Source organism: Nonomuraea longispora (assembly GCF_004348345.1).
In the GTDB taxonomy this organism is placed as follows: Bacteria; Actinomycetota; Actinomycetes; order Streptosporangiales; family Streptosporangiaceae; genus Nonomuraea; species Nonomuraea longispora.
Genome location: NZ_SMJZ01000064.1, coordinates 1 through 25,701, shown reverse-complemented (window position 1 = coordinate 25,701; position 25,701 = coordinate 1). Strand labels below are relative to the sequence as shown.

General features: G+C 72.1%; 27 protein-coding genes. 1 reads left to right on the top strand and 26 read right to left on the bottom strand.

The genetic code is table 11. The features are described from left to right. Nucleotide 1: 1 nt before the first annotated feature. The 25 genes from E1267_RS18500 to E1267_RS18375 form a co-directional block, all read right to left on the bottom strand. A complete protein-coding gene (locus tag E1267_RS18500; protein ID WP_132333820.1) occupies nt 2–889 on the bottom strand; it encodes a polysaccharide deacetylase family protein in 888 nt (295 codons plus the stop codon). A 74-nt stretch (nt 890–963) separates the two neighbouring features. After that, complete coding sequence (locus tag E1267_RS18495; RefSeq protein ID WP_132333819.1) at nt 964–2,091, bottom strand: oxidoreductase; 1,128 nt, start codon at nt 2,089–2,091, stop codon at nt 964–966. After that, nucleotides 2,088–2,708 (bottom strand): DUF1989 domain-containing protein, encoded by a 621-nt coding sequence (locus tag E1267_RS18490; protein ID WP_132333818.1) that lies wholly within the window; start codon nt 2,706–2,708, stop codon nt 2,088–2,090. Before E1267_RS18490 ends, E1267_RS18495 begins: the two co-directional genes overlap by 4 nt. Nucleotides 2,709–3,058: 350 nt before the next feature. Next, a complete protein-coding gene (locus E1267_RS18485; RefSeq protein ID WP_220449557.1) occupies nt 3,059–3,217 on the bottom strand; it encodes a winged helix-turn-helix transcriptional regulator in 159 nt (52 codons plus the stop codon). 7 nt (nt 3,218–3,224) lie between these two features. Next, nucleotides 3,225–3,878 carry a response regulator gene (locus tag E1267_RS18480; protein ID WP_132333817.1) on the bottom strand — a complete coding sequence of 218 codons (654 nt, stop codon included), beginning with the start codon at nt 3,876–3,878 and terminating at the stop codon, nt 3,225–3,227. Next, a complete protein-coding gene (locus E1267_RS18475; protein ID WP_246063993.1) occupies nt 3,866–4,999 on the bottom strand; it encodes a sensor histidine kinase in 1,134 nt (377 codons plus the stop codon). Before E1267_RS18475 ends, E1267_RS18480 begins: the two co-directional genes overlap by 13 nt. 297 nt (nt 5,000–5,296) lie before the next feature. Further along, entirely contained in the window at nt 5,297–5,743 is a 447-nt protein-coding gene (locus tag E1267_RS18465; protein ID WP_161714652.1) for a DUF2690 domain-containing protein, read from the bottom strand. A 54-nt stretch (nt 5,744–5,797) separates the two neighbouring features. Further along, nucleotides 5,798–6,175 (bottom strand): hypothetical protein, encoded by a 378-nt coding sequence (locus tag E1267_RS18460; RefSeq protein WP_132333815.1) that lies wholly within the window; start codon nt 6,173–6,175, stop codon nt 5,798–5,800. A gap of 308 nt (nt 6,176–6,483) precedes the next feature. Then, nucleotides 6,484–6,675: a hypothetical protein gene (locus E1267_RS18455; RefSeq protein WP_132333814.1), complete on the bottom strand. Its 192-nt coding sequence runs from the start codon at nt 6,673–6,675 to the stop codon at nt 6,484–6,486. Between the two features lie 170 nt (nt 6,676–6,845). Next, nucleotides 6,846–8,240 carry an ABC transporter substrate-binding protein gene (locus E1267_RS18450; RefSeq protein ID WP_132333813.1) on the bottom strand — a complete coding sequence of 465 codons (1,395 nt, stop codon included), beginning with the start codon at nt 8,238–8,240 and terminating at the stop codon, nt 6,846–6,848. 26 nt (nt 8,241–8,266) lie between these two features. Further along, on the bottom strand, nt 8,267–9,103 hold the full coding sequence (locus tag E1267_RS18445) for a carbohydrate ABC transporter permease (protein WP_132333812.1): 837 nt from the start codon (nt 9,101–9,103) through the stop codon (nt 8,267–8,269). Next, nucleotides 9,100–10,005: a carbohydrate ABC transporter permease gene (locus E1267_RS18440; protein ID WP_132333811.1), complete on the bottom strand. Its 906-nt coding sequence runs from the start codon at nt 10,003–10,005 to the stop codon at nt 9,100–9,102. Before E1267_RS18440 ends, E1267_RS18445 begins: the two co-directional genes overlap by 4 nt. A gap of 199 nt (nt 10,006–10,204) precedes the next feature. Beyond that, a complete protein-coding gene (locus E1267_RS18435; protein ID WP_132333810.1) occupies nt 10,205–13,213 on the bottom strand; it encodes an ABC transporter permease in 3,009 nt (1,002 codons plus the stop codon). Then, nucleotides 13,210–14,094, bottom strand: a complete 885-nt coding sequence (locus E1267_RS18430; protein WP_132333809.1) for an ABC transporter ATP-binding protein — start codon at nt 14,092–14,094, stop codon at nt 13,210–13,212. The genes E1267_RS18435 and E1267_RS18430 overlap by 4 nt, the downstream gene beginning before the upstream one ends. After that, the gene (locus E1267_RS18425; protein WP_132333808.1) at nt 14,091–14,750 is read right to left on the bottom strand and encodes an ATP-binding cassette domain-containing protein; all 660 of its coding nucleotides are present in this window, start codon (nt 14,748–14,750) and stop codon (nt 14,091–14,093) included. The genes E1267_RS18430 and E1267_RS18425 overlap by 4 nt, the downstream gene beginning before the upstream one ends. A 121-nt stretch (nt 14,751–14,871) precedes the next feature. Beyond that, nucleotides 14,872–15,702: a carbohydrate deacetylase gene (locus E1267_RS18420; RefSeq protein WP_132333807.1), complete on the bottom strand. Its 831-nt coding sequence runs from the start codon at nt 15,700–15,702 to the stop codon at nt 14,872–14,874. Further along, on the bottom strand, nt 15,699–17,114 hold the full coding sequence (locus E1267_RS18415; RefSeq protein WP_132333806.1) for an MFS transporter: 1,416 nt from the start codon (nt 17,112–17,114) through the stop codon (nt 15,699–15,701). The genes E1267_RS18420 and E1267_RS18415 overlap by 4 nt, the downstream gene beginning before the upstream one ends. Nucleotides 17,115–17,238: 124 nt before the next feature. Continuing rightward, nucleotides 17,239–18,126 carry an amidohydrolase family protein gene (locus tag E1267_RS18410; protein WP_132333805.1) on the bottom strand — a complete coding sequence of 296 codons (888 nt, stop codon included), beginning with the start codon at nt 18,124–18,126 and terminating at the stop codon, nt 17,239–17,241. Further along, nucleotides 18,123–19,298 (bottom strand): VWA domain-containing protein, encoded by a 1,176-nt coding sequence (locus E1267_RS18405; RefSeq protein WP_132333804.1) that lies wholly within the window; start codon nt 19,296–19,298, stop codon nt 18,123–18,125. Before E1267_RS18405 ends, E1267_RS18410 begins: the two co-directional genes overlap by 4 nt. Continuing rightward, nucleotides 19,291–20,151: an AAA family ATPase gene (locus E1267_RS18400; protein ID WP_132333803.1), complete on the bottom strand. Its 861-nt coding sequence runs from the start codon at nt 20,149–20,151 to the stop codon at nt 19,291–19,293. Before E1267_RS18400 ends, E1267_RS18405 begins: the two co-directional genes overlap by 8 nt. Then, nucleotides 20,148–20,450 carry an EthD family reductase gene (locus E1267_RS18395; RefSeq protein WP_132333802.1) on the bottom strand — a complete coding sequence of 101 codons (303 nt, stop codon included), beginning with the start codon at nt 20,448–20,450 and terminating at the stop codon, nt 20,148–20,150. The genes E1267_RS18400 and E1267_RS18395 overlap by 4 nt, the downstream gene beginning before the upstream one ends. After that, nucleotides 20,444–21,457, bottom strand: a complete 1,014-nt coding sequence (locus E1267_RS47300) for a xanthine dehydrogenase family protein molybdopterin-binding subunit (RefSeq protein ID WP_132333801.1) — start codon at nt 21,455–21,457, stop codon at nt 20,444–20,446. Before E1267_RS47300 ends, E1267_RS18395 begins: the two co-directional genes overlap by 7 nt. Before the next feature lie 2 nt (nt 21,458–21,459). Continuing rightward, nucleotides 21,460–22,848 (bottom strand): xanthine dehydrogenase family protein molybdopterin-binding subunit, encoded by a 1,389-nt coding sequence (locus E1267_RS47295; protein ID WP_132333800.1) that lies wholly within the window; start codon nt 22,846–22,848, stop codon nt 21,460–21,462. Beyond that, nucleotides 22,845–23,333 carry a (2Fe-2S)-binding protein gene (locus tag E1267_RS18380; protein ID WP_132333799.1) on the bottom strand — a complete coding sequence of 163 codons (489 nt, stop codon included), beginning with the start codon at nt 23,331–23,333 and terminating at the stop codon, nt 22,845–22,847. The genes E1267_RS47295 and E1267_RS18380 overlap by 4 nt, the downstream gene beginning before the upstream one ends. 58 nt (nt 23,334–23,391) lie before the next feature. Beyond that, nucleotides 23,392–24,180: an FAD binding domain-containing protein gene (locus tag E1267_RS18375; protein ID WP_132333798.1), complete on the bottom strand. Its 789-nt coding sequence runs from the start codon at nt 24,178–24,180 to the stop codon at nt 23,392–23,394. Nucleotides 24,181–24,262: 82 nt separating this feature from the next. Between E1267_RS18375 and E1267_RS18370 the strand changes: the two genes are divergently transcribed. Continuing rightward, nucleotides 24,263–24,940, top strand: a complete 678-nt coding sequence (locus E1267_RS18370) for a GntR family transcriptional regulator (protein ID WP_132333797.1) — start codon at nt 24,263–24,265, stop codon at nt 24,938–24,940. Between the two features lie 39 nt (nt 24,941–24,979). Here E1267_RS18370 and E1267_RS18365 read toward each other — a convergent pair whose 3' ends face one another. Further along, complete coding sequence (locus E1267_RS18365) at nt 24,980–25,684, bottom strand: FadR/GntR family transcriptional regulator (protein ID WP_425465086.1); 705 nt, start codon at nt 25,682–25,684, stop codon at nt 24,980–24,982. Between the last annotated feature and the right edge of the window lie 17 nt (nt 25,685–25,701).

Genomic DNA, 25,701 nt, shown 5'->3' with positions numbered 1-25,701 from the left:
GTCAGTCCGGATAGACGTCCGGGGAGGCCTCGGGCGGGTGGAGGTCGCGCACGGCCGACCCTGCGTCCGTGCGGGCCGACTCGGCGACATCGCGGCAGCGGGCGAACGACACATCTGCGCAGCCGCGCGCATACTCCAGGAACCGCCGCAACGCCAGCGCCCGCCCCGGCCGCCCCGACAGGAACGGATGCAGGCACAGGTTGAACAGCCCGCCGTAGTGGCGCATCCCGTCCAGCTCGGCCCGCCACAGCTCCAGCACCTTCACCGGGGACTCGATGACCGAACCGACATGCGGGGCCGGCAGGAACGCGTACTGCTCCCAGTCGTCGAGCGACCAGTGCACGGGCAACTCGACGATCTCACCCGCCGGCGTACGCACCTTGTACGGCCGGTCGTCCCCCATGAGGGAGGAGTCGTAGCGCAGCCCGTACTCCGCGACCAGGCCGCCGGTCTGCCAGGACGCCTCCCACAGGGCGGCGCGATGCCCCCGGATCTCGATGCCCTGGCGGTCGAAGACGGCCAGGGCCCGCTCGAAGTCGGCGCGCTCCTCCTCGGCCGTCATCGACGTGGGCGGGCGATGGCTGTAGGAATGGTGCGCCACCTCGTGGCCCCGTTCGGCGATCGACGGCGCCAGCCACGGGCGGTGCTCGGCCACCCAGCCGGGCACGAAGAACGTGGCCGGCACGGACATCTCGTCAAGGAGCTCCAGGATGCGCGGCAGGCCGACCTCGGGCCCGTACGCCTGATGGGACATCGTGCTCGCGTGAGCGGCGTAACGCCGGCCCCGCGCCAGCACGGGCGTCTCGGCGTCCACGTCGAAGGTCAGCGTGACCACCGCGGCGAACCCCGCGCGCCGGCCCTGCCCCTCCGGTCTGGAGGCCGCGCTCACACGGTCACCCCCAGCACCAGATCCCGAGGCCGCGCTCACACCGTCACCCTCACCACCGGACACCGAAGCCGCACTCACACCGCCGCCCGGGCCGTGGGCCGCCACAGCCGGGCGTTGGCCAGTGTCGCCATCGGCTGGAGCATGCGGTGGTCGAAGTCCGCCATGGGCAGCCCCCGGGCCAGGCGCCGCGGGAAGTCCGGGTTGGCGAGCGCGCCCCGGCCCAGGGCCAGCACGTCGGCGTGGCCGTCCGCCAGCACCGTGGACGCCCGGCCGACGTCGTGCATGCCGCCGTTCGCCAGCACCGGCAGCCCGGTCACCTTCCTGGCCAGGCCCGTGATCGTCATTGCCCCGTCCAGGGTCGCCGTCTCCACCCAGTCGCGTCCTTCGCTGGCGATGTGCAGGTAGCTCGCGCCCGCCTCGGCGAGCGCCGCGAAGATGATCTCCGCGTCCCTGGTTCCGCCCGCCCATCGGTGGGTGTGATCGTTGACCTTGCCCTGGGACAACCGGATCCCCACGCGGAAGCGCGGGCCGACCTCCGCCCGGATGGCGGAGACGACCTCCGCTGCCAGTCGTACCCGGCGGGAGACCGAGCCACCGTATCGATCGTCACGGGTGTTGGTGTAGCCGGTCAGGAACTGGTCGATCAGGTAGCCGTTGGCGCCGTGCACCTCGACCCCGTCGAAGCCGGCTCGTTCGGCGCGGACGGCTGAGGCCACGAAGCCCCGCACCGCCTGGTCGATGTCGTCCTGGCTCATCGAGCGGGGTGTGGCCCAGGGCCCGTGCCCGCCGTACTCGGGCATCTTCTCCCCGCGCGGCGGCACCGCCGACGGCGCCACCGTGTCGTCACGGTAGCGGTTGCCCTGCGACAGCGCGCCCGCGTGCATCAGCTGGAGCACGAAGGCCGCGCCGGCGCCGCGCACCTCGCCCGCGATCTCGCGCCAGCCGGCCTCGTGGCCGTCGCTGACCATGCCCGGCTGGTTGAGGTATCCCTGGCTGTGCCGGGTGTCGGTGTAGGTCCCTTCGGTCACGACGAGGCCGAACCCGCCGCGGGCGAAAGCCGCGTAGTAGCCGGCCATCTCCTCCGTCGGCGTGCCGTCGGAAGCGGCCGACACCCTCGTCATGGGCGCCACCGCCAGCCGGTTGGCCAGGCTCAGCCCGCCGATGGTCTCGGGGCGCAGGGCAGGGTGCTGTACGTCGTTCATTTGTCTGGTTCCTTGGCTCGTGGGTCGTGGTCGCTGAGGAGATCGATCGCCAACGACGTCGGCCGCCGGCCGTTGACCCCCACCAGGTCCTGAGGGCAGGCGGAGACGGCGAAGACGCAGTCCACGACCGCCTCGAATGTGATCGCGTCACCCGGCCGGCTGATCGCGCTCAGCCAGCTCAGCCGGCCGTCGCCCGACACCGGGATCCTCATGAACAGGTTGACCGGCTGCGGAGTGTGCGCACTCGCCAGATCCAGCGAGGCCAGGCTCCGGCGCAGGTTGTCCGCGCACGAGGCGTGGAATCCGCTCACCCCCAGGGCCCGGTAGCGCGCGGGATCGCAGGCCGCGATGAGCATGTCGTGCACGCCCGGAGAGTCGTCGTCCACCAGGGTGAGGATCGGCCTGCGCCGATCGGTCACGAACTGCTCGCCCACCGCCGGGAACAGGCGGCTGGTGACGGCCCGCGTGTGGGACGCGCTGAGATGCTCGGTCAGGTCGCCGGCGGCGAACACGAACAGATCACCCACCTGACTGCCCTCGAGATCGGTGACCCGTACGCGCTTACCAGCGCCGACCTTGACCGCCCGCCCTTCAGCGGCAGGCACGACGACTCGCATGGCCACAGACAACCAGCCGGCGCCCCGGCCCCGCCATGGAGATTCCCACCATGTCCAGCGCGACCACTGGATGAACCTCCACCATGAAGTTCATCGTCGCAAGGGAGGACGGCCGGAGGTGCGTTCATCGCGGGCGCCGCCGAGGTGGTCAGGCAGAAGGGCGTCACCGACGTCACCCTCGACGACGTCCGGCCGCACACCGGCACACGAATGGGAGGCCTGGTGCCGCTGGCGGGACGTGCTCGTCGAGCGCTACGAGTCGGCCGACATCCCCGCCACAAGTCGGCTGGCGCCCCGCCCTGCTGGAGGACATCGCCGCGGGCCACTACGACCAGCCCTGAACGATGCCGTCAGGCGTCGAAACGGCGACGGGCCCCCTTGATGTGACCAAGGTGTTCCTGGGTCCAGTCGCAGATCAGGTCGACCGCCGCACGCAGAGCCCGGCCCGGCGCGGTGAGGGTGTACTCGACGCGCGGCGGCACGGTGGGGTGCACCTTCCGCTCGGCCAGGCTCCGGTCAGGTGAGGCCGGCGTCGTGGGCGAGGAGCGCGATCTGGGTGCGGTTGTCCAGGTCGAGCTTGGTCAGGATGCTGGAGACGTGGGCCTTCACCGTGGTGATGCCCATGGCGAGGTCGGCGGCGATGTCGGCGTTCGTCCGGCCTTGGGCGATCGCCAGCGCCACCTCCCGCTCGCGCGGCGTGAGGGCGGCCAGCGCGGAGCAGGCCCGTTCGTACGCCCCGGCCTGGGCGACGGTGCGCTCCATCAACCGCCGGGTGATGCCCGGGGACAAGATCGGGTCTCCCTCGGAGACCCGGGTGATCGCCTCCACGATCTGCGGCGGCGCGGTGTCCTTGAGCAGGAACCCGGCGGCGCCGGCGCGCAGCGCGTGCAGGACGTTCTCGTCGGTGTCGAACGTCGTCAGCACGATGACCTCGGGCGGCCGGGCGCGGGCGCGCAGCCGGCGGGTGGCGGTGATGCCGTCCACGCGCGGCATGCGCAGGTCCATCAGGACGACGTCGGGGGCGTGGGCGTCGGCCGCGGAGATGGCCGCCTGCCCGTCGGCCGCCTCGGCGACGACGGAGATGCCGCCCACGCCGTCGAGCATCATGGACAGCCCGGCGCGGACCAGGGCGTCGTCATCGACCAGCAACACGCGGATCACGCGGGCCATAGTAGCCGGGCCCGCAACCGGAACTCTCCTTCGGTGCTCTGGTGGTCCAGCTCCCCGCCGGCCAGGCGTACCCGCTCGGTGAGCCCGACGAGGCCGAGCCCGCTGCCCGGCGCGAGGGCGGGCGTGCCCGCCGGGGGCAGCGGGTTGCGCATGTCGATCAGGAGGGGCGTGCCGGGAGCGCCGCGCAGCAGCAGCTCGACCGGCCGGCCGGGCGCGTGCTTGCGGGCGTTGGTCAGCCCTTCCTGCACGACGCGGTACGCGGTCTGCGACGCCACCGCCGGCAGGGCGGCGACGTCGGCGACCTCCTCGCGCAGGCGTACCGTCTGGCCGGCTTGCTCGGCCTCGGTGATCAGGCCGGGCAGGTCGGCCAGGTCCGGCCGGGGCGCGAGCCCGTGCGGGTCGTCGTCGTCCTGCTCGTGCAGCAGGTTGATCACCTGGCGCAGCTCCTCCAGCGCCTGGTGCACACCGGCGCGGATCACCCCGGCGGCCCGCCCGAGCTGTTCCGGTGAGGAGTCGGGGCGGAACTCCAGCGCCCCGGCGTGGGTGGCCACCAGGGACAGGCGGTGGGCCAGCACGTCGTGCATCTCCCTGGCGAGCCGGCGGCGTTCGCCCATGCGGGCCTCGGCGACGCGCCTGCCCTGCTCGGCCTCGGCGCGGTGAGCGCGCTCGCGCAGGGATTCGAGCAGGGCTAGGCGGGAGCGCGCCAGCGCGCCCCAGCCGAGCAACGCGCCGTAGGCGGCGGAGATCAGCAGCAGCCACCAGCCGGGCGAGATGCCGGAGTTCGGCCGCCACAACCCCTGGACGACGTGGGCCGCGATGCCCACCGCCGTCACCGCCGCCGCGACGGGGAACCGCCTGCGCCGGGCCACCTGGAGCGCCCCCATCGAGGCCGCGGGCGTGGCCACCGGGGAGAGCGTGGCCAGCAGGGTGGCGGTCAGCGCCCCGGAGACCGGCCAGCGCAACTGCGCCGCCGCGGCGGCCAGGCTCACCGCCGCGACCGCGAGGTCCAGCCCCCAGGTGGGCCGGCCCGCCAGGCTCCACAGTGACACCGCGGTCAGCACGCCCATGACGAGGAGCACGGCGGCGACCGCGCCCAGGTGCGGAGGTCGGTTCTCACTCACCGGCCCAGGCTATGGTCCGGTACGGCGGCGCCATCACCTACCAAAGTCGGACCCCGTCCGGTGACCGCGTCCTCGTGGAGCACCCTGCTGCTGGACGGCTTACGGTGCCTGCGGGCGCACGGAGCCGAGACCGCCCGGTTGTTCCCCGGCTGGGCGAATCCGCACCGTTCCTACGACCTCTACGAGAGCGCGGGCTTCGTACGCCGGACCGAGCACGTCCGCTACCGCAAGCCGGTCGGCCTTTCTCCGGGCCGCCGACGCCGCCGTCACCGCCCGCCCCGGACGCGTGAAGCAGCCTCAGCCGCAGGCCTTCGCCGTGGTGCCGCTGCCCTTGTTGGTGCGGCCGATCCCGTTCGACACCGTGGCCGAGGCCTTGGCGCAGACGCCGCTGGGAGCGTAGACCATGTCGCCCCAGTGGCGGCCGCCGTTGCCCGCGCGGTAGGTGAAGGAAATGTTCTTCTTGCTGGTGAAGACCGTGATCTGGCCGGTGCCGTGCTTGGACACCTTCGCCTCGCCCCAGTTGGTGCCGCAGCGGCGGGAGTAGTAGAGCTTGACCGTGCCGAGGCTGTCGCCGATCTCGTTCTTCAGCGAGGCCTTCTTCCCGGTGTAGACCTTGGAGGCGGCGCAGCCGCTCTTGTAGGGGTCCTTGCCGTCGTAGGCATGGGCGCTCGCGGGGCCGGCGCTCAGCAGAATCGTCGAGATCGCCGCCGCGGACACCGCGACCGCCGCTACCTGGATTTTCATGTCGGACATACTCCTTCGGAGTGGTTGTGGTGGAGGCTCGCCTGCGGCCGGCGCTCAGCAGTCCTTGGTGATCCTGGTGAGGTTCTCGGCCAGGCCCTTCCTGAACTTCTTCCTGCCCTCGGTCCCGCCGTTCGTGGCGAGACACTCCTTGCGCGTCCCCGCGGGACCCTTGAAGTGCAGCTCCGCGTACACCCGGTGGGAGCAGTGGTTGTTGAAGTAGACCGTCGTGGAGGAGTTGCCGTCCTTCCAGGAGTAGTTGGTCTTCCTTCCGGTGGGACGTACGCAGGTGACGCTGTCGCGCTCGACCGCCTGGGCGAGGGCCGTGCCCGCCGTCGCCGCCGTCGCCGCCGTCGCGGGTGCGGCGGGCGCGGACAGCATTGCCGTCGCGGCGCCGCAGGCCGCCAGGGCCGACGTCAGCTTCGTGATCCGCATTTCCGCATCCTTTCTCTCCGCGCGGACGACCGGTGAAAACAATCGCCTTCGCCTCCCCAAGGCACAGTGCGGAGACCCGGGTGAAGTGGGAACGGTTTCGACTATGCCGGGCACATCGAGGCGACGGCAACCGACATTTGCCTGAGAATTGTCCAGGCATTGTCCAGTGTCCATTTGGACAATAGAACCGCAGGTCAGACGCGTGTGGACGAGGTCAGAGGAAACAACCGACGTGCCTTACCTGTGCGCCACAGAAACGACCTGGGAAAAGCCGGAACCCGCATCGCCGTCGTCCGGATGCCGGGCTTTCAGCGGCGAGTGAGCGGAATCTCGGACTCGACGCGGGTCAGCTTCTCGGGATTGCGGACGTAGGACAGGGTGACGAAGGCGTCGGTCGCCGGGTCGGCGGCGTGCGGGCCCAGCTGGACGGCGGCCTGGCAGCTCATCCGGGACGGCAGGTCCGACGGCGCCGCCGCGCCGAGCCGGGCGTTCTCGGTCATGGTGTCTCCTTCGTGCCGTCAAAAGGGTTCGGCACAAGACACCGCCCGCTCCATCGTTGTGACCGGTGTGAGGCGGATCACTCCCGGCGTTCCACGTCCGACGACGGGGACGCCCCTCGGTGAATCCGGTGTGAGAGGCGGACGCCCACCGTGGACGCCCGCCTCTCCTGTCACTGCTCGACGTTGGCGTTGTACTTCCCGATCGGCGCCTGCAGGGTGGCGGCGGCGTTCTGCATCGCCTGGTCGGCCGGGGTCCTCGGCTCCTGCCCCTCACCGGCGGGCACGGCCTGTTCGAGGCCGACCTCGGCGGCCTTCCTGGCCTCGGGCATGACGCCGAGGAGGCAGCCCGACGTGGCCGCCGACGGCTGCTGGGCGCGCAGCTGCGTCACCGCGACCTGGAAGCTGGGGTTGTCGTCCGCCTTGGCCTGCGGGTTGACCGGCACGTAGCCGGTCGCCTCGTGCCACTTCGCCTGCTGCTCGGGCGTGTTGGAGAACTTCACGAACTCCCAGGCGGCCCGCTTCTCCGCGTCGGTGTGCCCGACCGCGTTGATCCACAGGGAGGCGCCGCCGATGATCGTGCCGCCGCTGGAGGAGTCGGACACCTTGGGGAAGGGGGCGGTCTTCAGCTCGAACTTGTCCTTCGACGCCTCGGTGTAGCCGCCGAGGGCGGAGGTCGACTCCAGGTGCAGCGCGATCGTCCCGGTCTTGAACGCGTTCTGCGCCTGGTCGGTCGGCCGGCCGGTGTTGGTGGCGTACCCTTCCTTCACCAGGTCTCCCAGCCACTGGGCGAACTCGGGCCCGGCGCCGGAGCCGAAGTTCACCTTGGTGGCCAGGCCGTTCCTGCCGTTGCCGTTGTCGCAGTACTCGGCGTTGTCCTGGGCGGTCAGCTGCTCGACGAACCAGCCGTAGAGGGCGGCGTTGAAGCCGTACTGCCTGACCGTTCCGCCCTCCTTGACGGTGAGCTTCTTCGCCCACTCGCCCACCTCGTCGAGGGTGGCCGGCGGCTTGTCCGGGTCGAGCCCGGCCTTCTTCACGGCGTCGGCGTTCATGTAGAGCAGCGGCGCCGAGGAGTTGAACGGCATCGACCAGAGCTTGTTCTTGATCGTGTAGTAGCTGGCGATGTTGGGCTCTATGTTCGCGTTCTGGTCGAACTTGTCCTGCTCGATGAACTTGTACATCGGGACGACCTGCTGCGAGTCGTACATGAAGCGCGACCCGATGTCGTAGATCTGGACCAGTGGCGGTGTGGCCTCCTGCTGCACGGCCTGCTTGTACGCGACCACCATCTGGTCGTAGTCGCCCTTGAAGACCGGCTTGACGGTGATCTTGTCGTTGACCTTCTTGAAGTCCTCGACCATGGCCTTGATGGCCTGCTCGTTCTTCTCCTTCATCGAGTGCCAGAACTCGATCTCGATCGGTTCCGTGATCGCGTCCGCGCCGGGCGCCGTGGCGGCTTCGCCGCCTTCGCCCGAGCTCGCGTCGCCGCCGCAGCCCGTCAGAGCGAGGGAGAGTGCGGCCGTGACGACCAGCCCGTCGCGCGTACGCCGGAATCGGGGTCGTGCCATCTGGGAACTCCGTTTCTTGTTCACGATTACTTCACCGCGCCTGCGGTGAGGCCGCGGATGATGAAGCGCTGCCCGAAGACCACGAGCAGGAGGGTGGGCAGCAGTGCGAGGGTGACCCCGGCCAGGATGAGCGTGGGGCTGGACGATTCCGCGTCGTTCAGCATGGAGACGCCGATCTGCAGCGTCTTGTACTGGTCGTCGTTGCCGAGGATCAACGGCCAGAAGTACTGGTTCCACGTGGTCATGAACACGTAGACGCCGACCGCGGCGATGGCCGGCTTGGACAGGGGAAGCAGGATCCGCCACAGGAACCGCAGATGGCCGCACCCGTCCATCACCGCGGCGTCGCGCACCTCGACCGGGAACTGCAGGAACGACTGCCGCAGCAGGAAGGTGCCGAAGGCGTGGGCGAGGAAGGGGAGCGTGAGCCCGAGGTAGGTGAGCGGCCCCTTGGTCAGTCCCAGGTCCGAGACCAGCAGGTAGTTGGGCAGGATGATCGCTTCCCACGGCACCATGAGCGTCACCATGAACAGCGCGAACATCGCCGTCTTGGCCCACATCCGCAGGAACGCGAACGCGTAGGCGGCCAGGACGCTGGAGAGGAGCTGGCAGAGGGTGACGATGCCGGTCTGGATCGCCGAGTTGAGGTACTGCCTGGCCAGCGGGATGGTGTCGAGCGCCGAGCCGTAGTTGCCGAGGTCGATCGCCGTCGGCAGCAGCTTCGGCGGATAGCTGGCCAGGTCGCTCGGCGTCATGATGCCGCCGATGAAGGCGTAGTAGAGGGGGAAGACCACCGGGATCGCGCACACGATGAGCACGAGATAAACAACGATCTTGCTCGCGACCGAGGAGGAGGTGCTCATCGGTAGTGGACCTTCCTTTCCAGCACACCGAACTGGATGCCGGTACACACCAGGACGACCACCAGGAGCACGATCGCCGCGGCGCTGGCCGTGCCGAAGTCCGACGATCCGTAGCTGAAGGCCTTCTCGTAGATCCAGTAGACAAGCGTGGACGTCGCCCCGTCGGGGCCGCCCTTGGTGAGGATGTGGATCTGCCCGAAGCTCTGCAGCGCGTGAATCGTGGAGATCACGATGAGGAAGAAGAGCTGCGGCGACAGCATGGGGACGGTGATCCGGCTGTGCAGGCGCCATCCCGTCGCGCCGTCGAGCCTGGCCGCCTCGATCACCTCGGTGGGGATCGCGCCCACCCCTGCGGAGAGCACGAGGACGTTGTAGCCGAGCGTCATCCAGACCGTGGTGATCGAGATCGAGATCAGGGCCAGGTCGGGTTCGGTGAGCCAGCCGATCCGGTCGACGCCGACGTAGCTGAGGATGCCGTTGGCCATGCCCACGGCCGGGTTGTAGATGAGGGCGAAGATCACCGACGCGGTGGCCACGGAGAAGGCGAACGGCAGCGCGAACACCGTACGGAACATCCTCTGCCCGCTGATCCGCGACTCCAGCAGCAGCACGACCACGAGCGCGCCCAGGATCGCCGGGACCACAGTGAACAGGGCGAACAACGCGGTCGTCCCCAGCGCTTTGAAGAAGGCCGGGTCACCGAACATGTCCGCGAAGTTGTCCAGCCCGACGAACCTGTTGGCCCGTCCGATGATGTCGGTGCCCATGGTGGACAGGTAGAACGTCCTGCCCAGCGGGTAGAAGACGAAGACGGCAAAAATGATCAGCGAGGGCGCCAGGTAGAGCAGCGACAACCGGTGCTCGCCCGTCGGTCCTCGTTGCCTGATGGTGCGAGCTTCCATCGTCGCGCAGTCTCACTTTCGTTGACCTGGTGTTTCGTTGTGCTCGCTGGATTCTGCCGACTATGACCCTGTTTCGGTAGACCTGCTCACTAAAGCGCAGGGTGAACGTTCGCGGAACGTTATCCGGGCGGCCCCACCACCCGTCAGACCGACGGTCACGGGCCCCGCCCCAGGCGCCGTCGGCACCGGGCCCGGACGGTCAGGCGGGGGCGTCACGCAGGCGTTCCACGCGGATCCCGCGCAGCAGCAGCTCCGACACGACCGCCGCGGCCAGCAGGCTGACCAGCAGGGCGGCGCCGGCGACGAGGGCGACCGGCGCCAACGCCACCTCGTGCGGCAGCGGCGGCGTGACGGGCGGGGAGGTGAACTGCGGAATCCTTCCGAGCGCCACCCGCGCCGCCACCAGTCCCGCCAGCAGCCCGGCCAGGGTGCCCGCCGCGATCGTGATCACCTGCTCCAGCAGGAGCGCCAGCCGCAGCGAGGCCACCCTCGCGCCCGACGCCTCCAGCGCGGCCAGCTCGTACGCGCGCCTCCGCGCCGAGGTGTGCAGGGCGAGCACGGTGCGCCCGAGCGCCAGAGCGGCCGCCGCCAGGGCGGAGGCCAGCAGCAGCAACAGCGCGAGCCCCGGGCCCTGCCCGGCGAACGACGCGGTCAGGTCGGCCACGTGCCGCCGCGACACCACCGACAACCCCTGCCGTTCCAGCTCCCGCTCCAGCGCCGCCGTGTCCGTCAAGCCGGTCCACACCTGGTACGAGGCCTTCTCGTGCACTCCGTACGCCATCCGGTCGGCCTGCTCCAGATTCACCAGGACGCCCACGTCGGTCAGGCCGGGCGCGGCGCCGGACGCGACGACGGTGCGCACCGGCCCGTCGAAGGCGTGGTCGAGCCCCGGCACCACGCGGTCGCCGATCTGCCCGACGGCGACGGCCGGCGGCTGCGGATCGTACGTGGCGGGGCGCAACGTCTGGTTGCCGACCATGGTGACCGCGAACGCGCCGTCGCTCTGGCCCACGTTGGGCTCCCATCGCGGCAGGCGCAGGGAGCGCCAGCGGCCCTGGTCGCGTACGGCCATCCCCGTGACGCTCACCCGTACGAACGCGGACTCCTCGAACTGCGCCGGCGGGACGGGCTGCCCGCGGAAGGCGCGCAGCTCGCACCGGGCCTGGCCGCAGGCCGGCGGCAGGTTCCATTCGTGCACGCCGGAGCGCCCCGCGAGTTCGCCGAGCGGGAGCTGGGCGGGCCGCAGCTGCCCGGGGACCCGGAACGTGACGAACAGCTTGATCGCCCAGCCCTTGGAGGGCCGGTCGTGCGCCACCTCCACGCGGAGCCTGTCGCCGCGTACCCACACCCGCGGCTCGTCCGGGGTCGGCAGCCTGGCGGCGGCCTGCGCCAGGGTCACGCCACCGGCCAGGCCGGGCCGCCAGGCCGCGCCCACGGCGGCCAGCCGCCGCGGGTCCGTGGCGATCAGCTGCGGCGGGCCCGGCACCTTGATCACCGGCGCGGCGGTGCCGCCGCCGGGGTCGGCCGCGGCCACGGCGGCGATCAGCTTGCCCGGCTCGACCGGCCGGACCGTGATCGCGGTGGCCGCGCCGTTGTGGAAGCGCGCCGTCTCCTCGTAGTCGCCGGACGTGGCGCTCCACGCCGACACCGCGAACGTGGCCAGCCCGAACGCCGCTCCCAGCACGATCACGCTGCCCGTGGCCACCGGTCCCCTGGCCACCTGCCGCAGCGCCAGGAACGGCCCGAGCCCGCCGCGCCGCCTGGTGACCCCGAACAGCCGCCTGGCGAGCAGCGGCAGCGCCCTGGCCGCCAGCAGCGCCACGCCGAGCGCGAGCAGCCCCGGCACGGCCAGCGCGCCGGAGCTGCGTCCCGACACGTCCGTGACCAGGCCGGTGGCCAGCAGCTCGACCAGGCCGATCGCGGTGACCGCGAGGACCACGGCGTCCAGCACCCAGCCGCGGGCCGTGCGGCGCGGGGTGCGCCGCCACTCCTCGGTGACCGGCCGCGTCGCCGTACGCCAGGCGGCCATCGCCGCCGCGAGCACGCCGCCCAGCATCGCCGCGACGCCGGCCAGCGCCGCCTCCGGCGGGAAGGTCGCCGGAATGCCCTCCGGCAGCAGCGCGCCGATCATCACGCCCGCCGCGGCGTACCCCGGCAGCAGCCCGAGCGGCACGGCGGCGGCGAGCAGCAGCAGCGGCTCGGCCAGCGCGAACAACCACACCCGCGCCCGCCCGTGCCCGCGCAGGCGGGCCAGGGCGAGCTCCGCGCCACGCGCCCTGACCAGGTCGCCCACGGTCTGGAAGAGCAACATCCAGCCGAGCGTCACCACCTGCGCGATCACCAGGAGCGTCGGCACGCCCAGCGCGCCGGTGCCCGCGGTGACGGCCCTGAGCGTGTCGGCCACCCGGGAGAAGACGATGTCGCCCGAGTTGCGGCCCGCGGACTCGGCCGCGGCCTGCATCGCGGTCAACTTGGCCACGTCGGCGCCGTCCAGCCGGTCGGTGACGATGGGGACGATGGCGTAGTCGGTCCAGCCCGCCTCTTCGTCCTGCCCGCCCGAGACGGTGCCGGAGACGTCGCCCGAGATGTTGTACGTCTCCAGCCGCGTCTCGGGCACGGTGAACAGCGCGTCCGCCTTGTCCTCGCCCGGCTCCCCTGTGGGCGAGAACAACGTCCTGCCGAACCAGAACGGGTCGCCGGCCTGCCCCGGCCGGTAGATCCCGACCACGGTCAGCTGCGCCGGTTCGCGGCCGGTGGGGGTGTACTCGACGTCCACCACGGCCGACAGCCTGATCTTCTCCCCCACCTTGAACCCGGACGCCTGGCTGGCCATCACCTCCTTGGCCGCGCCTGGGCAGCGGCCCTCGGCCACCGGCAGGTGCTCGCACTGCCCGTCCTGCCAGACCAGCGAGAACGCGCGCCGGTCTCCCGGCCGGCCGCTGCTCGCCTCCATCCCGAGGACCGGCGGGCCGGTGAAGTCCGCGCCCGCGGTGAACGCCGCGACCTTGGCGTCGATGCCGCCCTGGGTGGTCGTGTACCGCCAGCCGCGCCCTTCCAGGGGCGCCGTCTCCACCGCGTCCCTGGCGATCGTCGTGGCGGCCGCCGCCGCGTAGATCGGCCCTACGGCCGCCGCCGCGATCGGCACGACCGCGATCAGCAGGACGACCAGCGAGAGCGTACGGCGTTCCCAGAGGCCGCGCAGGATCACGGCTCGGCCCTCCTGAGCGCGATGCCGTCCTCGAGCTCCTCGATCCTCGCCATGGAGCCGGGCGGCAGCAGGTGGTGGTATTCGGGCGGCACCTGTACGGCGCCCTCCCGGCCGACGACCACGAAGTCCTCGCCGCGCCGGCCCTCCGCGCCGACCCGGCCGTCCCTGATCGTCACCGTACGGCTCAGCGCCTCGCTCACCGAGGTGTCGTGCGTGACGACGACCGCGGTCGTGCCGTCGGCCGCGGCGACGTCCTTGATGAGCTCGATCACCCGCGCGCCGGACTCCTCGTCGAGCTGGCTGGTGGGCTCGTCGGCCAGCAGCAGCTTGGGCTCGTTGGCCAGCGCCACGGCCAGGGCGAGGCGCTGCTGCTCACCGCCGGACATCCGCCCCGCCGGGCGGCCGCCCGCGTCCGCCAGCCGCACCCGGGCCAGCAGATCGCGGGCCCTGGCGCGGGCCCGGACGCGGGCACTGCGGCGGGAGCCGAATCCGGCACCGGGGCGGGAGCCTGAGCGGGCGCCGAGGCGGGCGTGTCCGGCGGCGCGCTGGGCGAAGGTGATGTTCTGGGCGGCGGAGAGGTAGCCGATGAGGTTGCGGGCGGGGTTCTGCAGCATCATGCCGATGTGCGTGGCCCGCAGCCGGTCCAGCCCGCGCTGGTCGAGCCGCCCGAGGTCGACGCCGTCCATCCACAGGCGGCCCGCGCTCGGGCGCAGCAGCCCGGCCAGCAGCCACAGCAGCGTCGACTTGCCCGCGCCCGAGGGGCCGAGCAGGGCGACCGTCTCGCCCGCGTCGATCGTCAGGTCCACGTCGCGAAGCGCGACGACCTCGACGTCCTGCGCCTTGTAGATCTGCACGATCCCGTCGCACCTGACGACGCTCACAGGGCGCTCCTTGACCGCCGGCGATGGGCGCGCAGCTCGATCACCCGGTCGCAGCGCTCGGCCACCTCGGGGTCGTGCGTGGCCACCACCAGCGTGGTGCCGCCGTCCGCCGCCGCGAGCAGTTCGTCCAGTACGAGCGCGCGGTGCGTCTCGTCCTGCTCGGCCGTCGGCTCGTCGGCCAACAGTGCCCGGGGCCGCAGCGCCAGGGCCCTGGCCACCGCGACGCGCTGCTGCTGCCCGCCGGACAGCTCCTCCACCAGGTGGCCGGCGAACTTCGCGACCCGCAGACGCTCCAGCGCCTGCGCCGCCAGGCGTACCGCCTCGCTCGGCGCCCGTCCCGCCGCCCTGAGCGCCACCTCGACGTTCTCGGCGGCGGTGAGCAGGCTGAGCAGCCCGTACGACTGGAAGACGAGCGCCAGCCCGGCCCTCAGCTCCGGCTGCTCGTCCAGGGGCACGCCGCCGACCAGGACGCGGCCGGCGGCGGGCGGGAGCAGCCCGGCCAGCGTGGTCAGCAGCGTGGTCTTCCCGGATCCGGACGGGCCCATGAGCGCCACCCGCTCGGCTCGGCCGAACTCCAGGGTGAGGTCTTCGATGATCGTGCGCCCGCCCGCCCGGCAGCTGAGTGCGCGGCATGCGAGCGTCGGTCCTGGCACCACTCGCGGATCATCCTCCCGCCCGATGATCCGCGTCAACGGCTGTCAGGACGCAACCGCATTGCGAGTGAGCCACGGACCGCGGGGCCCCGGTGGCGGATCGCGGGGACGCGGCGCGCGCCGCTCAGTCCCACCAGCCTGCCGCGAGTTCGACGCCCTCCTTCTGCAGCGCGTCGTGCCAGACGGGGTCACGCAGCAACCGGGCCTCCCATGCGCGTACGACGCCGTCGGGTCCCGTGACCGCGTCCTCGCGGGACGGGTGCAGGAACAGCTCGCTCGTGCCCTCGGGAAGCGCGGCGAGGCGGCGGAGGTAGTCGTCCCTGAGCCGCTCGTAGGCGCCGAGCTCGTCCGCCGTGCGCCGGTTGGTGGCGATCGTCTGCGGGATCGCCACGCCGAGCGCGTCGGCGAGGGCGACGGCGCGCTCGTGCACCTGCGCGAGCTGCGGCGGGAGCGGCGCGCCGATGTACGGCCCGGGGTCGCGCGGCAGCCGGAAGGCCAGGCCGTGGCGTGCGCACCATTCGAGCGTCTCGGTGAGCCATGACCGGCCGTGCAGGCCGTAGAGGGTGCCGGCGTGGGAGTCGGCCGCCTCGGGCGCCAGGCGCCGGCCGCGCATCCAGCGCAGTTGCGCGTCCGCCTCCTCCACGACGTGCCGCGCCTCGCCCCGGGCTCCCAGGACGAACGGATCGTCGTGGAGCGTACCGTCGTGGTCGACCAGGCATTTCGCGCCGTTGAGCGGCCGCCAGCGCGGGAGCCCGCGCTCGCTCGTGAGCGTCAGGTGCAGCCGCGGAACGACGCCGAGCTCGCCGACCTCGGACGCGGCCCGCTCCGCGGCGGGCGAGACGCAGATGAGCGTCGTCGCGGTGACGTGCCCCTCGGCGAGCAGCGCGAGGATGACCTCCGTGGTGCCCGCTTCCCTGCCGAGGTCGTCGGCCGTGATCACGAGGCGGCGGCTCATCGCGGAGCCTCCGCGGCCGGCTCGTCCGCGCCGTCAGTGGGCGGCCCGCCCGTGGGGGCCTGGGGTGGCGGCCCCGCCGGCTCGGACGCCTCCGGCGGCGTCTCGATCGGGACGGAGACGAACCGCGCCGCGACCGCGCCGATCGCTGTCAGCACGAACGGGTACACGCACAGGTACACCCGGAACGCGAACCCGGGGTCGGCGCCCGGGTCGTCGCCGGAGTTGTAGCCGAAGAACACGCCGAGAGAGGTGAGCGCGAGCCCGGTCACGATCCCGTTGAGCCGGCCGAAGAAGCCGAACGCGGACAGGAAGAGCCCTTCGCGGTGCTCCCCGTTGCGGGCCGCGTCGGCGTCCAGCACACGCGCGACGATGAGGTCGTTCGTGGCGAGCATGCCCGACCAGCCGGCCCCGACGAGCACGCCCGCGGCGATCGCGGTGACGAGGCCGGTGGCGAGGAACAGGGCGGCGAAGCCGGCCGCGAGGACCGCGAAGGCCAGCCGCCAGGCCCACAGGGCGCCGCGGCGCGCGACGACGCGCGTCCACACGACGAGGCCGCCCGCCGAGATGAGGATGACGATGCCCTGCAGGTAGAGCGCGTTGCCGACGGGCAGCCCGAGCGAGTAGCGCACGTAGAGCTGGATGCCGGACAACACGAGCGCCATGGCCACGCCGTAGCAGGCGCCGGTGAGCCCGACCGTCCAGAACATCGGGTTGCGTACGATCGACCACACGCTGGGCAGCAGTTTGGGCCGCTCTCGCGTGGAATAGCGGGGACGCTCGCGTGCGCCGAGCGCCATGAACACGATCACGACGAGGGCGATCGCGCCGTAGATGATCGCGGTGGTCTGGAAGCCCTGGGTGGACTCCTCGGTGCCGAAGACGCTCGTCGTGAGCACCGGGGTGACCGCGAGCGAGATCACGAGCGCCACGAGCTGGAAGCCCTGGCGCAGGCTGTTGGCCACGGCGCGGTCGCGCTCACGCGGGTAGAGCTCGGGGAGCAGCGCGCCGTAGTTCGCGTTGAGCATCGAGTCGAAAGCCTCGCACAGGATCGCGAACACGGCGAACCAGAGCACGAGCCCCATGCCGTCCAGGGAGTCCGGCGCGGAGAAGAAGGCGACCATGCAGGCCGCGAGCATCGGCGCGCCGGCGAGCAACCACGGCCGGCGCCTGCCGAACCGGCTTCTGGTGCGGTCGGAGAGGTGACCGAGCAGGGGGTTGTCGACCGCGTCGATGACCGCGTACACCACCATGACGACGCCGTACGCGCGTACGTCCAGCCCGAGGATGTCGACGTAGAAGAGGATCGTCGATCCCTTGATCATGTTGATCGGGATGGACGTGCCGAACATCCCGATGGCGTAGCGCCACGCGGGAGTCCGCCCCGGAGCGGAGCCGTCACCGGGATGGGACACGCGATCACCTTCCTTGCTGAGCAGACAATGCAGACAACCGGCGCAGGATGTCAATGTCCGGCGCCCGCGGACGGCACGCAGCGGGGCGGTCGCGAGCCGACGCCCCTGACAAGGGCCTGGCCGTTCAGAGCCCGTAGACGCGGGTCGCCGTCGCCGAGAAGACGTCGCCGATCTCCCCGGCGGACCGCCCGGCGAGCACGTCCTGCCAGGTGGACAGCAGGGTGGGCAGGTCGGTCCAGAGTTTCTCGACGGGGAAGTTGCTGCCCCACATGCAGCGGCCGGAGCCGAACAGGTCGAGGCACGTGGTCGCCACCCGATCGATGAGCGGCCGGTCCACGCGGTGCACGAACGTGCCCTGGCCGGTGAGCTTCACCACGACGTTGGGATGTTCGGCGAGGAGTGTCAGCCCCCGGGTCCACTCCGCGGCGGCGGGCGGGGCGAAGTCCACCGGCATCCCGGCGTGGACGAGCACGAACGTCATCCCGGGGAAGTCCGCCACCAGGGCGGCGGCGTCGGCCAGCTGGGCTGGGAACACCTGCAGCTCGAACAGCCAGCCGAGGTCGGCGACCGCGGCGAGGTTGCGCCGGAAGACGGGGTCCTTCATGCGGTCGGGCGCGGTGGCGAATCGGAACTCGGGTCGCTCGTGCCAGTGCAGTTGCAGCCGGGTGCCGCGCACGAGCGGCGTGAGGGCGGCCTGACGGCGCAGGACGTCGGGGGCGTCGTCGGCGAAGAGGTCGGCGCAGCCCACCACGGCGGCAGGCCAGCCGGTCTCGGCATGGACGTCACGCAGCCGGCGCACCTCGTCGACGGAGCGGTCGAGTGGCCAGTTGGCCTGGACGTAGACGGCCGAGGTGATGCCGCAGGGGGCCGCTTCCGCGACGTACTCGGAGACGGGATAGTCGCGGCGGATCGCCTCGTACGGGCCGAAGATGCGCGGGACCATCTCCCCTTGCAGCCAGGGCAGGTCGGCGGCCCGCCAGACGTGGTGGTGCGAGTCGACGATCCCGGTCATCGCGGTGCTCCCGGAGGTGTGGCGGGCCAGTGTCGTGCCGCGGCGCGGCGGCGGCCGGACAGGACGGCGGGCAGGCGGCGCACCTCCGCCAGCGCGGTGGCCAGGTCGCGGACGCCGCCGAGGTGGTCAAGGCTCGGAAGCTGGGCGGACATGGCGCGGGTGGCGGGGCGGTAGGTGGGCGAGCAAGCCAGCGGCGACCACCAGACGAGCCGGTGGCCGAGTCTCGACAGGCGGGCGGTGGCGCGGACCATGGGGCCCGGGTCGCCGCGTTCGAGCCCGTCGGACAGCACGATCACGAGCGCGCCGCGGGCGAGCGCCGCGAAGCGCGGGTCGGCCAGGAAGCGGTGCAGCGACGCGCCGATCGCCGTGCCGCCGTCGGCGTCGGTGACCAGCTCCGACACCGACCTCAGCGCCTGGTCGGCGTGCGGGTGCGACAGCGCGGCGGTGATCCGCGTGAGCCTTGTTCCGAAGGTGAACACCTCGGTACGGGCCGGCGCGGCGCGCAGCGCGGTGTGCGCCACGCGCAGGAGGTCGGGGGTGTGCTGCCGCAGCGAGCCCGACACGTCGGCCAGGATCAGCAGGCGGCGGGGCCGGCGCGGGCGGGCGAGGCGGCGCAGGTCGATGATCTCCCCGTCGTGGCGGTGGGCGCGCCGCCACGCGTGCCGCACGTCCAGCCGGTCACCCGACCTGGACGGGCGGCGGCGCCTCGACGGGGTGACGGGCAGCGCGGCGGGCCAGGCGGCTTCGAGCGCGCGCATGAGCGTGCGCTCGCGGGTGCGGCCGAGGTCCCGCGTGCCGTACGTGCGCAGGGCGCTGGCCTCTGTCCCGTCGCCCGGCCGCGCCTCGTGCTCCGGTGGCTCCTCCTCGCCGGGCCCCCCGAGGGACGGCGTGCCGTCGTCCCGGAGGACCGGCGGATCGGTACGGGCGCCGCGGAACCAGGCGTCGAAGACGCGGTCGAAGGCGGGCAGGTCGGCCACGTCCTGGAGCAGGATGATCCGGGCGGACCAGTACAGCGCGGCCATGCCGGACGGCGGCGATTCCGCGATCACCCGCAGCAGGTCCGCCCGCTTGGCCGGCGCGGTACGGAGCCCCGCCTCGCGCAGCGCGACCAGGAAACCCCACAGGTGATCGGCGGCGAGCCCCGCGGGACCGGCGGAGCGAGTGTCAGGCATCGCTGAACACGTCCTCCGCGTGGCCGAGCAGCAGCCGGGTGTCCTCCTCGTCCTTGATCAGCAGGCCGAGGGCCTTGCGCAGCGCCAGGGGCCACGGCTCGCCGCCCTCCGCCAGGGCCATGGCGCCGCGGGCCCACTCCACCGACTCGGCGATGCCGGGCCGCTTGAGCAGCGGGAGCCGCCGTACGCGCTGCACCGCCCGTACGAGCCCGTCGGCCGCCCGCTCCTCCAGGCCGGGCACGGTCGCGCGCAGGATCGCCCGCTCGCGTCCCGGTTCGGGGAAGGCGATCCAGTGGTAGAGGCAGCGGCGTTTGAGCGCGTCGTGCAGCTCGCGCGTACGGTTGGAGGTCAGCACCACGATCGGCGGCGTGCCCGCCCGCACGGTGCCCAGCTCCGGGATCGTGATCTGGTGGTCGCCGAGGAACTCCAGCAGGAACGCCTCGAACTCGTTGTCGGCCCGGTCGATCTCGTCGATCAGGAGCACCGCGCCCTGCTCGGCCCGCACCGCGCGCAGCAGCGGTCGGCGCAGCAGGAACTCCTCGCGGTAGAGGTCGCCGGGGTCCTCGCCGCGGCTCTCGGCCACCCGGACGTGCAGGAGCTGCTTGGGGTGGTCCCACTCGTACAGCGCCTGGCCGGAGTCCAGCCCTTCGAAGCACTGCAGGCGGATCAGCTCCAGGCCGGTGATGCGCGACAACACCGAGGCCACCTCGGTCTTCCCGACGCCGGGCTCGCCCTCCAGCAGGAGCGGCCGTCCCAGGCGCAGCGCCAGGTGGACGGCCGTGCACAGCCCCTCGTCGGCGAAATACCCCTCCCCCTCCAGCGCCGCGGCCAGCTCGCGGGGGCCGGGGGTCACAGCTGCGCGTGCTCGGTGGTCAGCAGGTGGACGCGGGACGAGGTGTGCGCGGACGCGTCGGCCGCAGCCGCCCTGCCGTGCTCGGAGCCGAACGCGGCGGCGCGGGCGTCCTCGTCGTCGAAGTACAGCTCGTGCACCGAGTCGTACGGCCCGTCGTCGCCGTTGACGATGTTGACCGTGTACCTGCGCAGGCCCGGCAGCTTCCTGGCGAACGCGACGTGCTCCTCCACCGCCCACTTCGCGTACGCGTCGTGGGACAGGCCCTCGGCGCGCTTGAGCAGCGACATGACCTTCAACATGGTTCCTCCATCCTCAAGGCGTCCAGCCCTCGCAGGACGCTTTCCGGGGTGAACGGCATCGACGTCAGGCGCACACCGCAGGCGTCGAAGATCGCGTTGGCGATGGCCGGGATCGGGGCGTTCGCCGTCATCTCGCCGATCCCCTTGGCGCCGTACGGCCCGTTCGCGGCCGGGCGTTCCAGGATCACGCTGTGCTGCGACGGGATGTCGGCGGGGCCGGGCATCAGGTAGGCGGAGAAGTCGCGGGGCCCGTGGTCGCGCAGCGGGTAGTACGGCTCGGTGGTCTCGAACAGGGCGTGCGACACGCCCATCCAGGCCCCGCCCTCCACCTGCTGCGTCGCCATGGCGGGGTTGAGCGCCCGGCCGACCTCGTACGCGTTGAAGAGCTCCAGCACCTCGACCACCCCGGTCTCGTCGTCGACCTCGACGACCGCGACCGTGCACGCGTGCGCCTGGCAGGAGTCGGGGTCCATCTCCCCCGTCTCCGGCACCGGGACGCTCGGCTCCTTGAGGTAGACGCCGCGTCCCGAGATCGTCCTGCCGTGCTTGAAGTGCGCGGCCATCGCCAGGTCGGTGACGTGGACGCGCTTGTCCTGCGCGCCCCTGACCATGATGTAGCCGCTGCCGTCGGTCTCCAGGTCGGCGGCGTCGACCTCCAGCTCCTCGGCGGCCACCTCCAGCATCACGCCGCGCGCCTCGGCCGCGGCCATGATGACGGCGTTGCCGACGCGGTGGCTGCCGCGGCTGGCGAAGGTGCCCATGCAGTGAGGGCCCGTGTCGGTGTCGGCCGTGTCGACGAGCACGTTGCCCATCGGCAGGCCGAGCGTCTCGGCGGCGCACTGAGCGGCGATCGTCTTGATGCCCTGGCCCAGGTCCACCGAGGACAGCGAGACCACGAACGTGCCCGTGGTCGTGGCGTGGATCAGCGCCTGCGAGGGGTCGCCGCCCAGGTTCATGCCGGTCGGGTAGTTGACCGACGCGAACCCGCGGCCGCGCAGCTTCGCCATCGCTACAGCCCCTCTCGGGTCGTGGAGGACATCCTGCGGCAGTCCTCGGGCAGGTCGTGCCCGGCCAGCTCCGCCGCCTTCTGGATCACCTCGACCAGGGCCGTGCCCTCGGCGATCTTGCGGTGGGCCTTGACGTCGCCGTCGCGGTAGGCGTTGATCAGCCTGAGCCGCAGCGGGTCCATGCCGAGCGCGCGGGCGATCCGGTCCATCTGCGACTCCAGCGCGAAGTCGGCGATGGTCACGCCGAACCCGCGCATGGCGCTGGACGGCGTGCGGTTGGTGAACACGCAGTGGCAGTCGGCCCACACGTTCGGGATCGAGTAGGGGCCGGGCAGGTGCGCGGCGGCCTTGGTGGTGCCGTACGGGCTGTGACGGGCGTAGGCGCCGGCGTCGACGTACAGGGTGACCTTGCGGCCGGTGACACGGCCGTCGTCCATCACGGCGTCCTTGATGACGATGCGCTCGGCCGCGCGCGGCGAGGAGACCTGCATCTCCTCGGCCCGGTCGTAGACGAACTTGACGGGGCGGTCGACCGCCATCGCGGCGACGCACGCGATCGGCTCGACCACCACGTCCACCTTGCCGCCGAAGCCGCCGCCGACCGTCCCGCCCACGATGCGCAGCCTGTTGAACGGCGTGCCGAGGATCAGCGCGGTGTTGTCCAGGGTGAAGAAGCACGCCTGGGTGTCGGAGTGGATGCGCAGCCGCCCGTCGGCCTGCGGGACGACGACGCAGCCGGTGGTCTCTACGGGGGCCTGCTCGATGGGCGACGACTGGTAGCGCCACTCGAAGACGTGGTCGGCGCGGGCGAAGGCGGCCTCCACGTCGCCGAACCGGATCCGCCTGCAGTGGTGGCCCTCGTAGACGAAGTGGTTCTGCCCCTGGTACTCGTTGACCAGCGGCGCCCCCTCCTCCAGCGCCTCCTCGACGTCGAGGACGTGCGGCAGGTCCTCGTACGACACCTCGACCGCGGCCGCTCCGTCCAGCGCGGCCGCCTCGGTCTCGGCGATCACGGCGCAGACGGGCTCGCCGAGGTAGCGCACCTTGTCCACGGCGAGGACGGGCTCGTCGTCCGGCTCGACGCCGATCAGCTTGAGCACGGTGTAGACGTTGTTCGGGACGTCGGCGTGGGTGAGGACGCGCAGCACGCCGGGCACGGCCAGGGCCGCGGTCACGTCCACGCCGGCGATCCTCGCGTGGTGCCGGGCCGAGCGGTGCATCTTGAGGTGCGCGAGCCGCGGCGGGGCCACGTCCTCGAAGAACTCGGTGCGTCCGGTGACATGCCCGCGCGCGTCGGAACGCTGCACCACCGAGCCGACCACGGTCAGGCCGGTGTCGTCCCGCTCGGCCGCGAAGGCGCCGGTGTCGATGGGGGCGAGCCGGTACGTCATCGAGGCACCGCCCGTTCCCTGCGCCGCCTGGCCGCCTCCATGATGGCGATCACGATGGGCCGGTAGCCGGTGCACCGGCAGACGTTGCCCGAGACGGCCTCGATCACGTCGTCCTCGCTCGGGTCGGGGTTCCGTTCCAGCAGCGCCTCGGCCACCATGATCATGCCGGAGGTGCAGAAGCCGCACTGGGTGGCGAAGCAGTCGATGAAGGCGCTCTGCACCTCGTCCAGCTCGCCTCCGGCGGTGACGCCCTCCAGCGTGCGGACGGAGGCGCCCGCGACGGTCTCCACCGGGACCAGGCAGGAGGCCTCGGGCCGGCCTTCGACGAGGACCGTGCAGGTGCCGCAGGCGCCCTGCGCGCAGCCGCGCTTGGCCGCGATGAGCCCCAGCGACTCGCGCAGGCAGGCGAGCAGCGTGGCCCCCGGCGCGGCGATGAACTCCCGCCGTTCACCGTTGACGACGAGCGAGACGATCTGTGACGGCACGATCCCACCTCTTCCGGTGCGGGCGCTTCGATGGAACTTCAGGGAGCTTCAGGGAGCTTCAAGGGAGAAAGGCGCGGCGCAGGTGGACGGGCAGGACCCGGGCCCGGTACCACGCGCTGGCGTAGGCGTCGTCGAAGGGGTCGATGTCGGCGCGGGCCGCCTCGCCCGCCTCGGTGAGGTTCTCCGGGGTGAGCGGCCGGCCGTCCAGCAGGCGTTCCGCGGAGAACGCGCGCACGGGACGCGGGGCGACGCCGCCCAGCACGATCCTGCGGCCGCCGGGCGCGGCGACGGAGGCGACGGTGACGATGGACGCCGAGTTCAGGCGGCGGCGCATGGCCTTGTGGTAGTGCCAGGCGCCCGGCTCCGGGAGCGTGATCCGTATCGCGGCGACGACCTCGCCCGCGGCCGTCCCGGCGGCCAGGACGTCGGCCACGGGCGCGTCTCTCCTGCCGTCCGGGCCGGCGATCTCGCAGGTCGCGTCGAGGGCGAGCAGGCAGACGCCCAGGTCGCCGTACGGCTGGGCGACGAACAGGTTGCCGCCCACGGTGGCCTGGTTCCTGATGGTCGGTGAGGCGATCGTGCGCAGCGCCGGCCGCAGGAAGGCGAGACGGGGATGTTCGCCGACGGCGGCGAGCGTGGCCGCCGCCCCGATCGTGGCCACACCCTCGGCGACCTCGATGCCGCACAGGCCCGCGCGGCGCAGGCTGACCAGCTCGGTCACGGCCGCGGCCCCGCTGTTGACGAGGGGCATCAGGGCGGTGCCCCCGCCCATGATCCGGCCGCCGCGCGCGGAGCAGGCGATCACATCGTCGAGAGACTCCGGTACGTGCACCGCCTGGATCGCCATGTGCGGCCTCCTCACTGATTATCGATAATTGATTATCGACAGCAGTGCGTCAAGGCTTCTCCGACATCGGTAGGATCGCCCCGTGACCGAAGAGCCCTCCAAGCTGCCGCGCCTCACGCTGGCCAGGCAGATCCGCGACTCGCTGGTGGGCAGGATCGTCTCAGGCCAGGTCAGGCCCGGTGAGCGGCTGGTCGAGACGCGGCTCGCTGCCACGTACGGCACGAGCCAGGCGCCCGTGCGCGAGGCCCTGCGCGAGCTGGAGGCCATGCGGCTGGTCGAGACCCAGCCGCGCCGGGGCACCTTCGTCCGGCCCTTCATCCAGGAGACGCTGCGCGAGAGCTATGTCGTGCGGGCCGCGCTGGAGGAGAGCGCCACCCGGCTGGCCCTGCTGGCCGGCACCGTGCCGGTCGAGGCGATGCGTGCCGAGGTGGAGGCGATGCGGGCCGCCGCGCAGGCCGGCGACAGCGAGGCGTCGGCGCGGGCCAGCGTCTCCTTCCACCGCCACATCGTCGAGGCCGCGCACAACGAGCTGCTCAAGCTCACCTGGGAGGGCCTGCAGATCGAGGCGCGCACCTCGGTCACGATGGTCGCCACCGAGGTCGACCTGCACGACATCGTGCGCGACCACGCCGAACTGCTGGCCGCGATCGAAGGCGGCGACCTGGAGACGGCGTGCCGGCAGGCCCGCGACCACCAGTGGCACTACGCCGACCTGCCGCACGACGCCCACGGGCGCATGCGCGACTCAGCGACGGGCTGAAGAGCCGCGCCGCAAGGCTCGGCGACGGGCTGAGCGGTTTCAGGCGCCGCCGGGCTCGGCGGTGCGCTCCCACATCGACCTCATCTCTGCGAACCCCTGCTCCATGATCCCGACCATGGCCCGCCTGGCCCGCTCGCCGTCACGCCGCTGGATCGCGTGGGCCACGTCGGTGTGCAGCTGCAACGCCTCCTCGTCGGGGTAGTGGGGCATCAGGTGGTAGTGGTGACGGCCGGCGAGCACCTCGGCGACGATCAGTTGCAGCTCCTCGAACATCTCGTTGCCGGAGGCGACCAGCACCCGCCGGTGGAAGTCGATGTCCAGGACGAGGAAGCGCGCGTCGTCGCCGGCCTTGCCGGCGGCCCACAGCTTCGCCGCGACCCCCACTAATTCGCTGGCCTCGTCGTCGCCGATGCGCTCGGCGGCCAGCCAGGCGGCGTGCGGCTCGATCGCGGTGCGCAGCTCGGTGATCGAGCGCATCTGCGCCATCCGGGCGTCGGAGGCGAGCCGCCAGCGGATCACCTGGGGGTCGAAGACCTTCCACGCCCTGGCGGGCTGGATCATGATGCCGACCCGGCGCCGGCTCTCGATGAGCCCCATGGACGCGAGCACCCGCAGCACCTCGCGGATCACGGAACGGGAGACCTGGCAGCGGTCGACCAGGTCGTCGATGCTGAGGACGGAGCCCGCGGCCATCTCACCGCTGCAGATGGCGGTGCCCAGGTGGTCGAGGACACGTGCGTGCAGCCCGGCCTCTGGAGGGG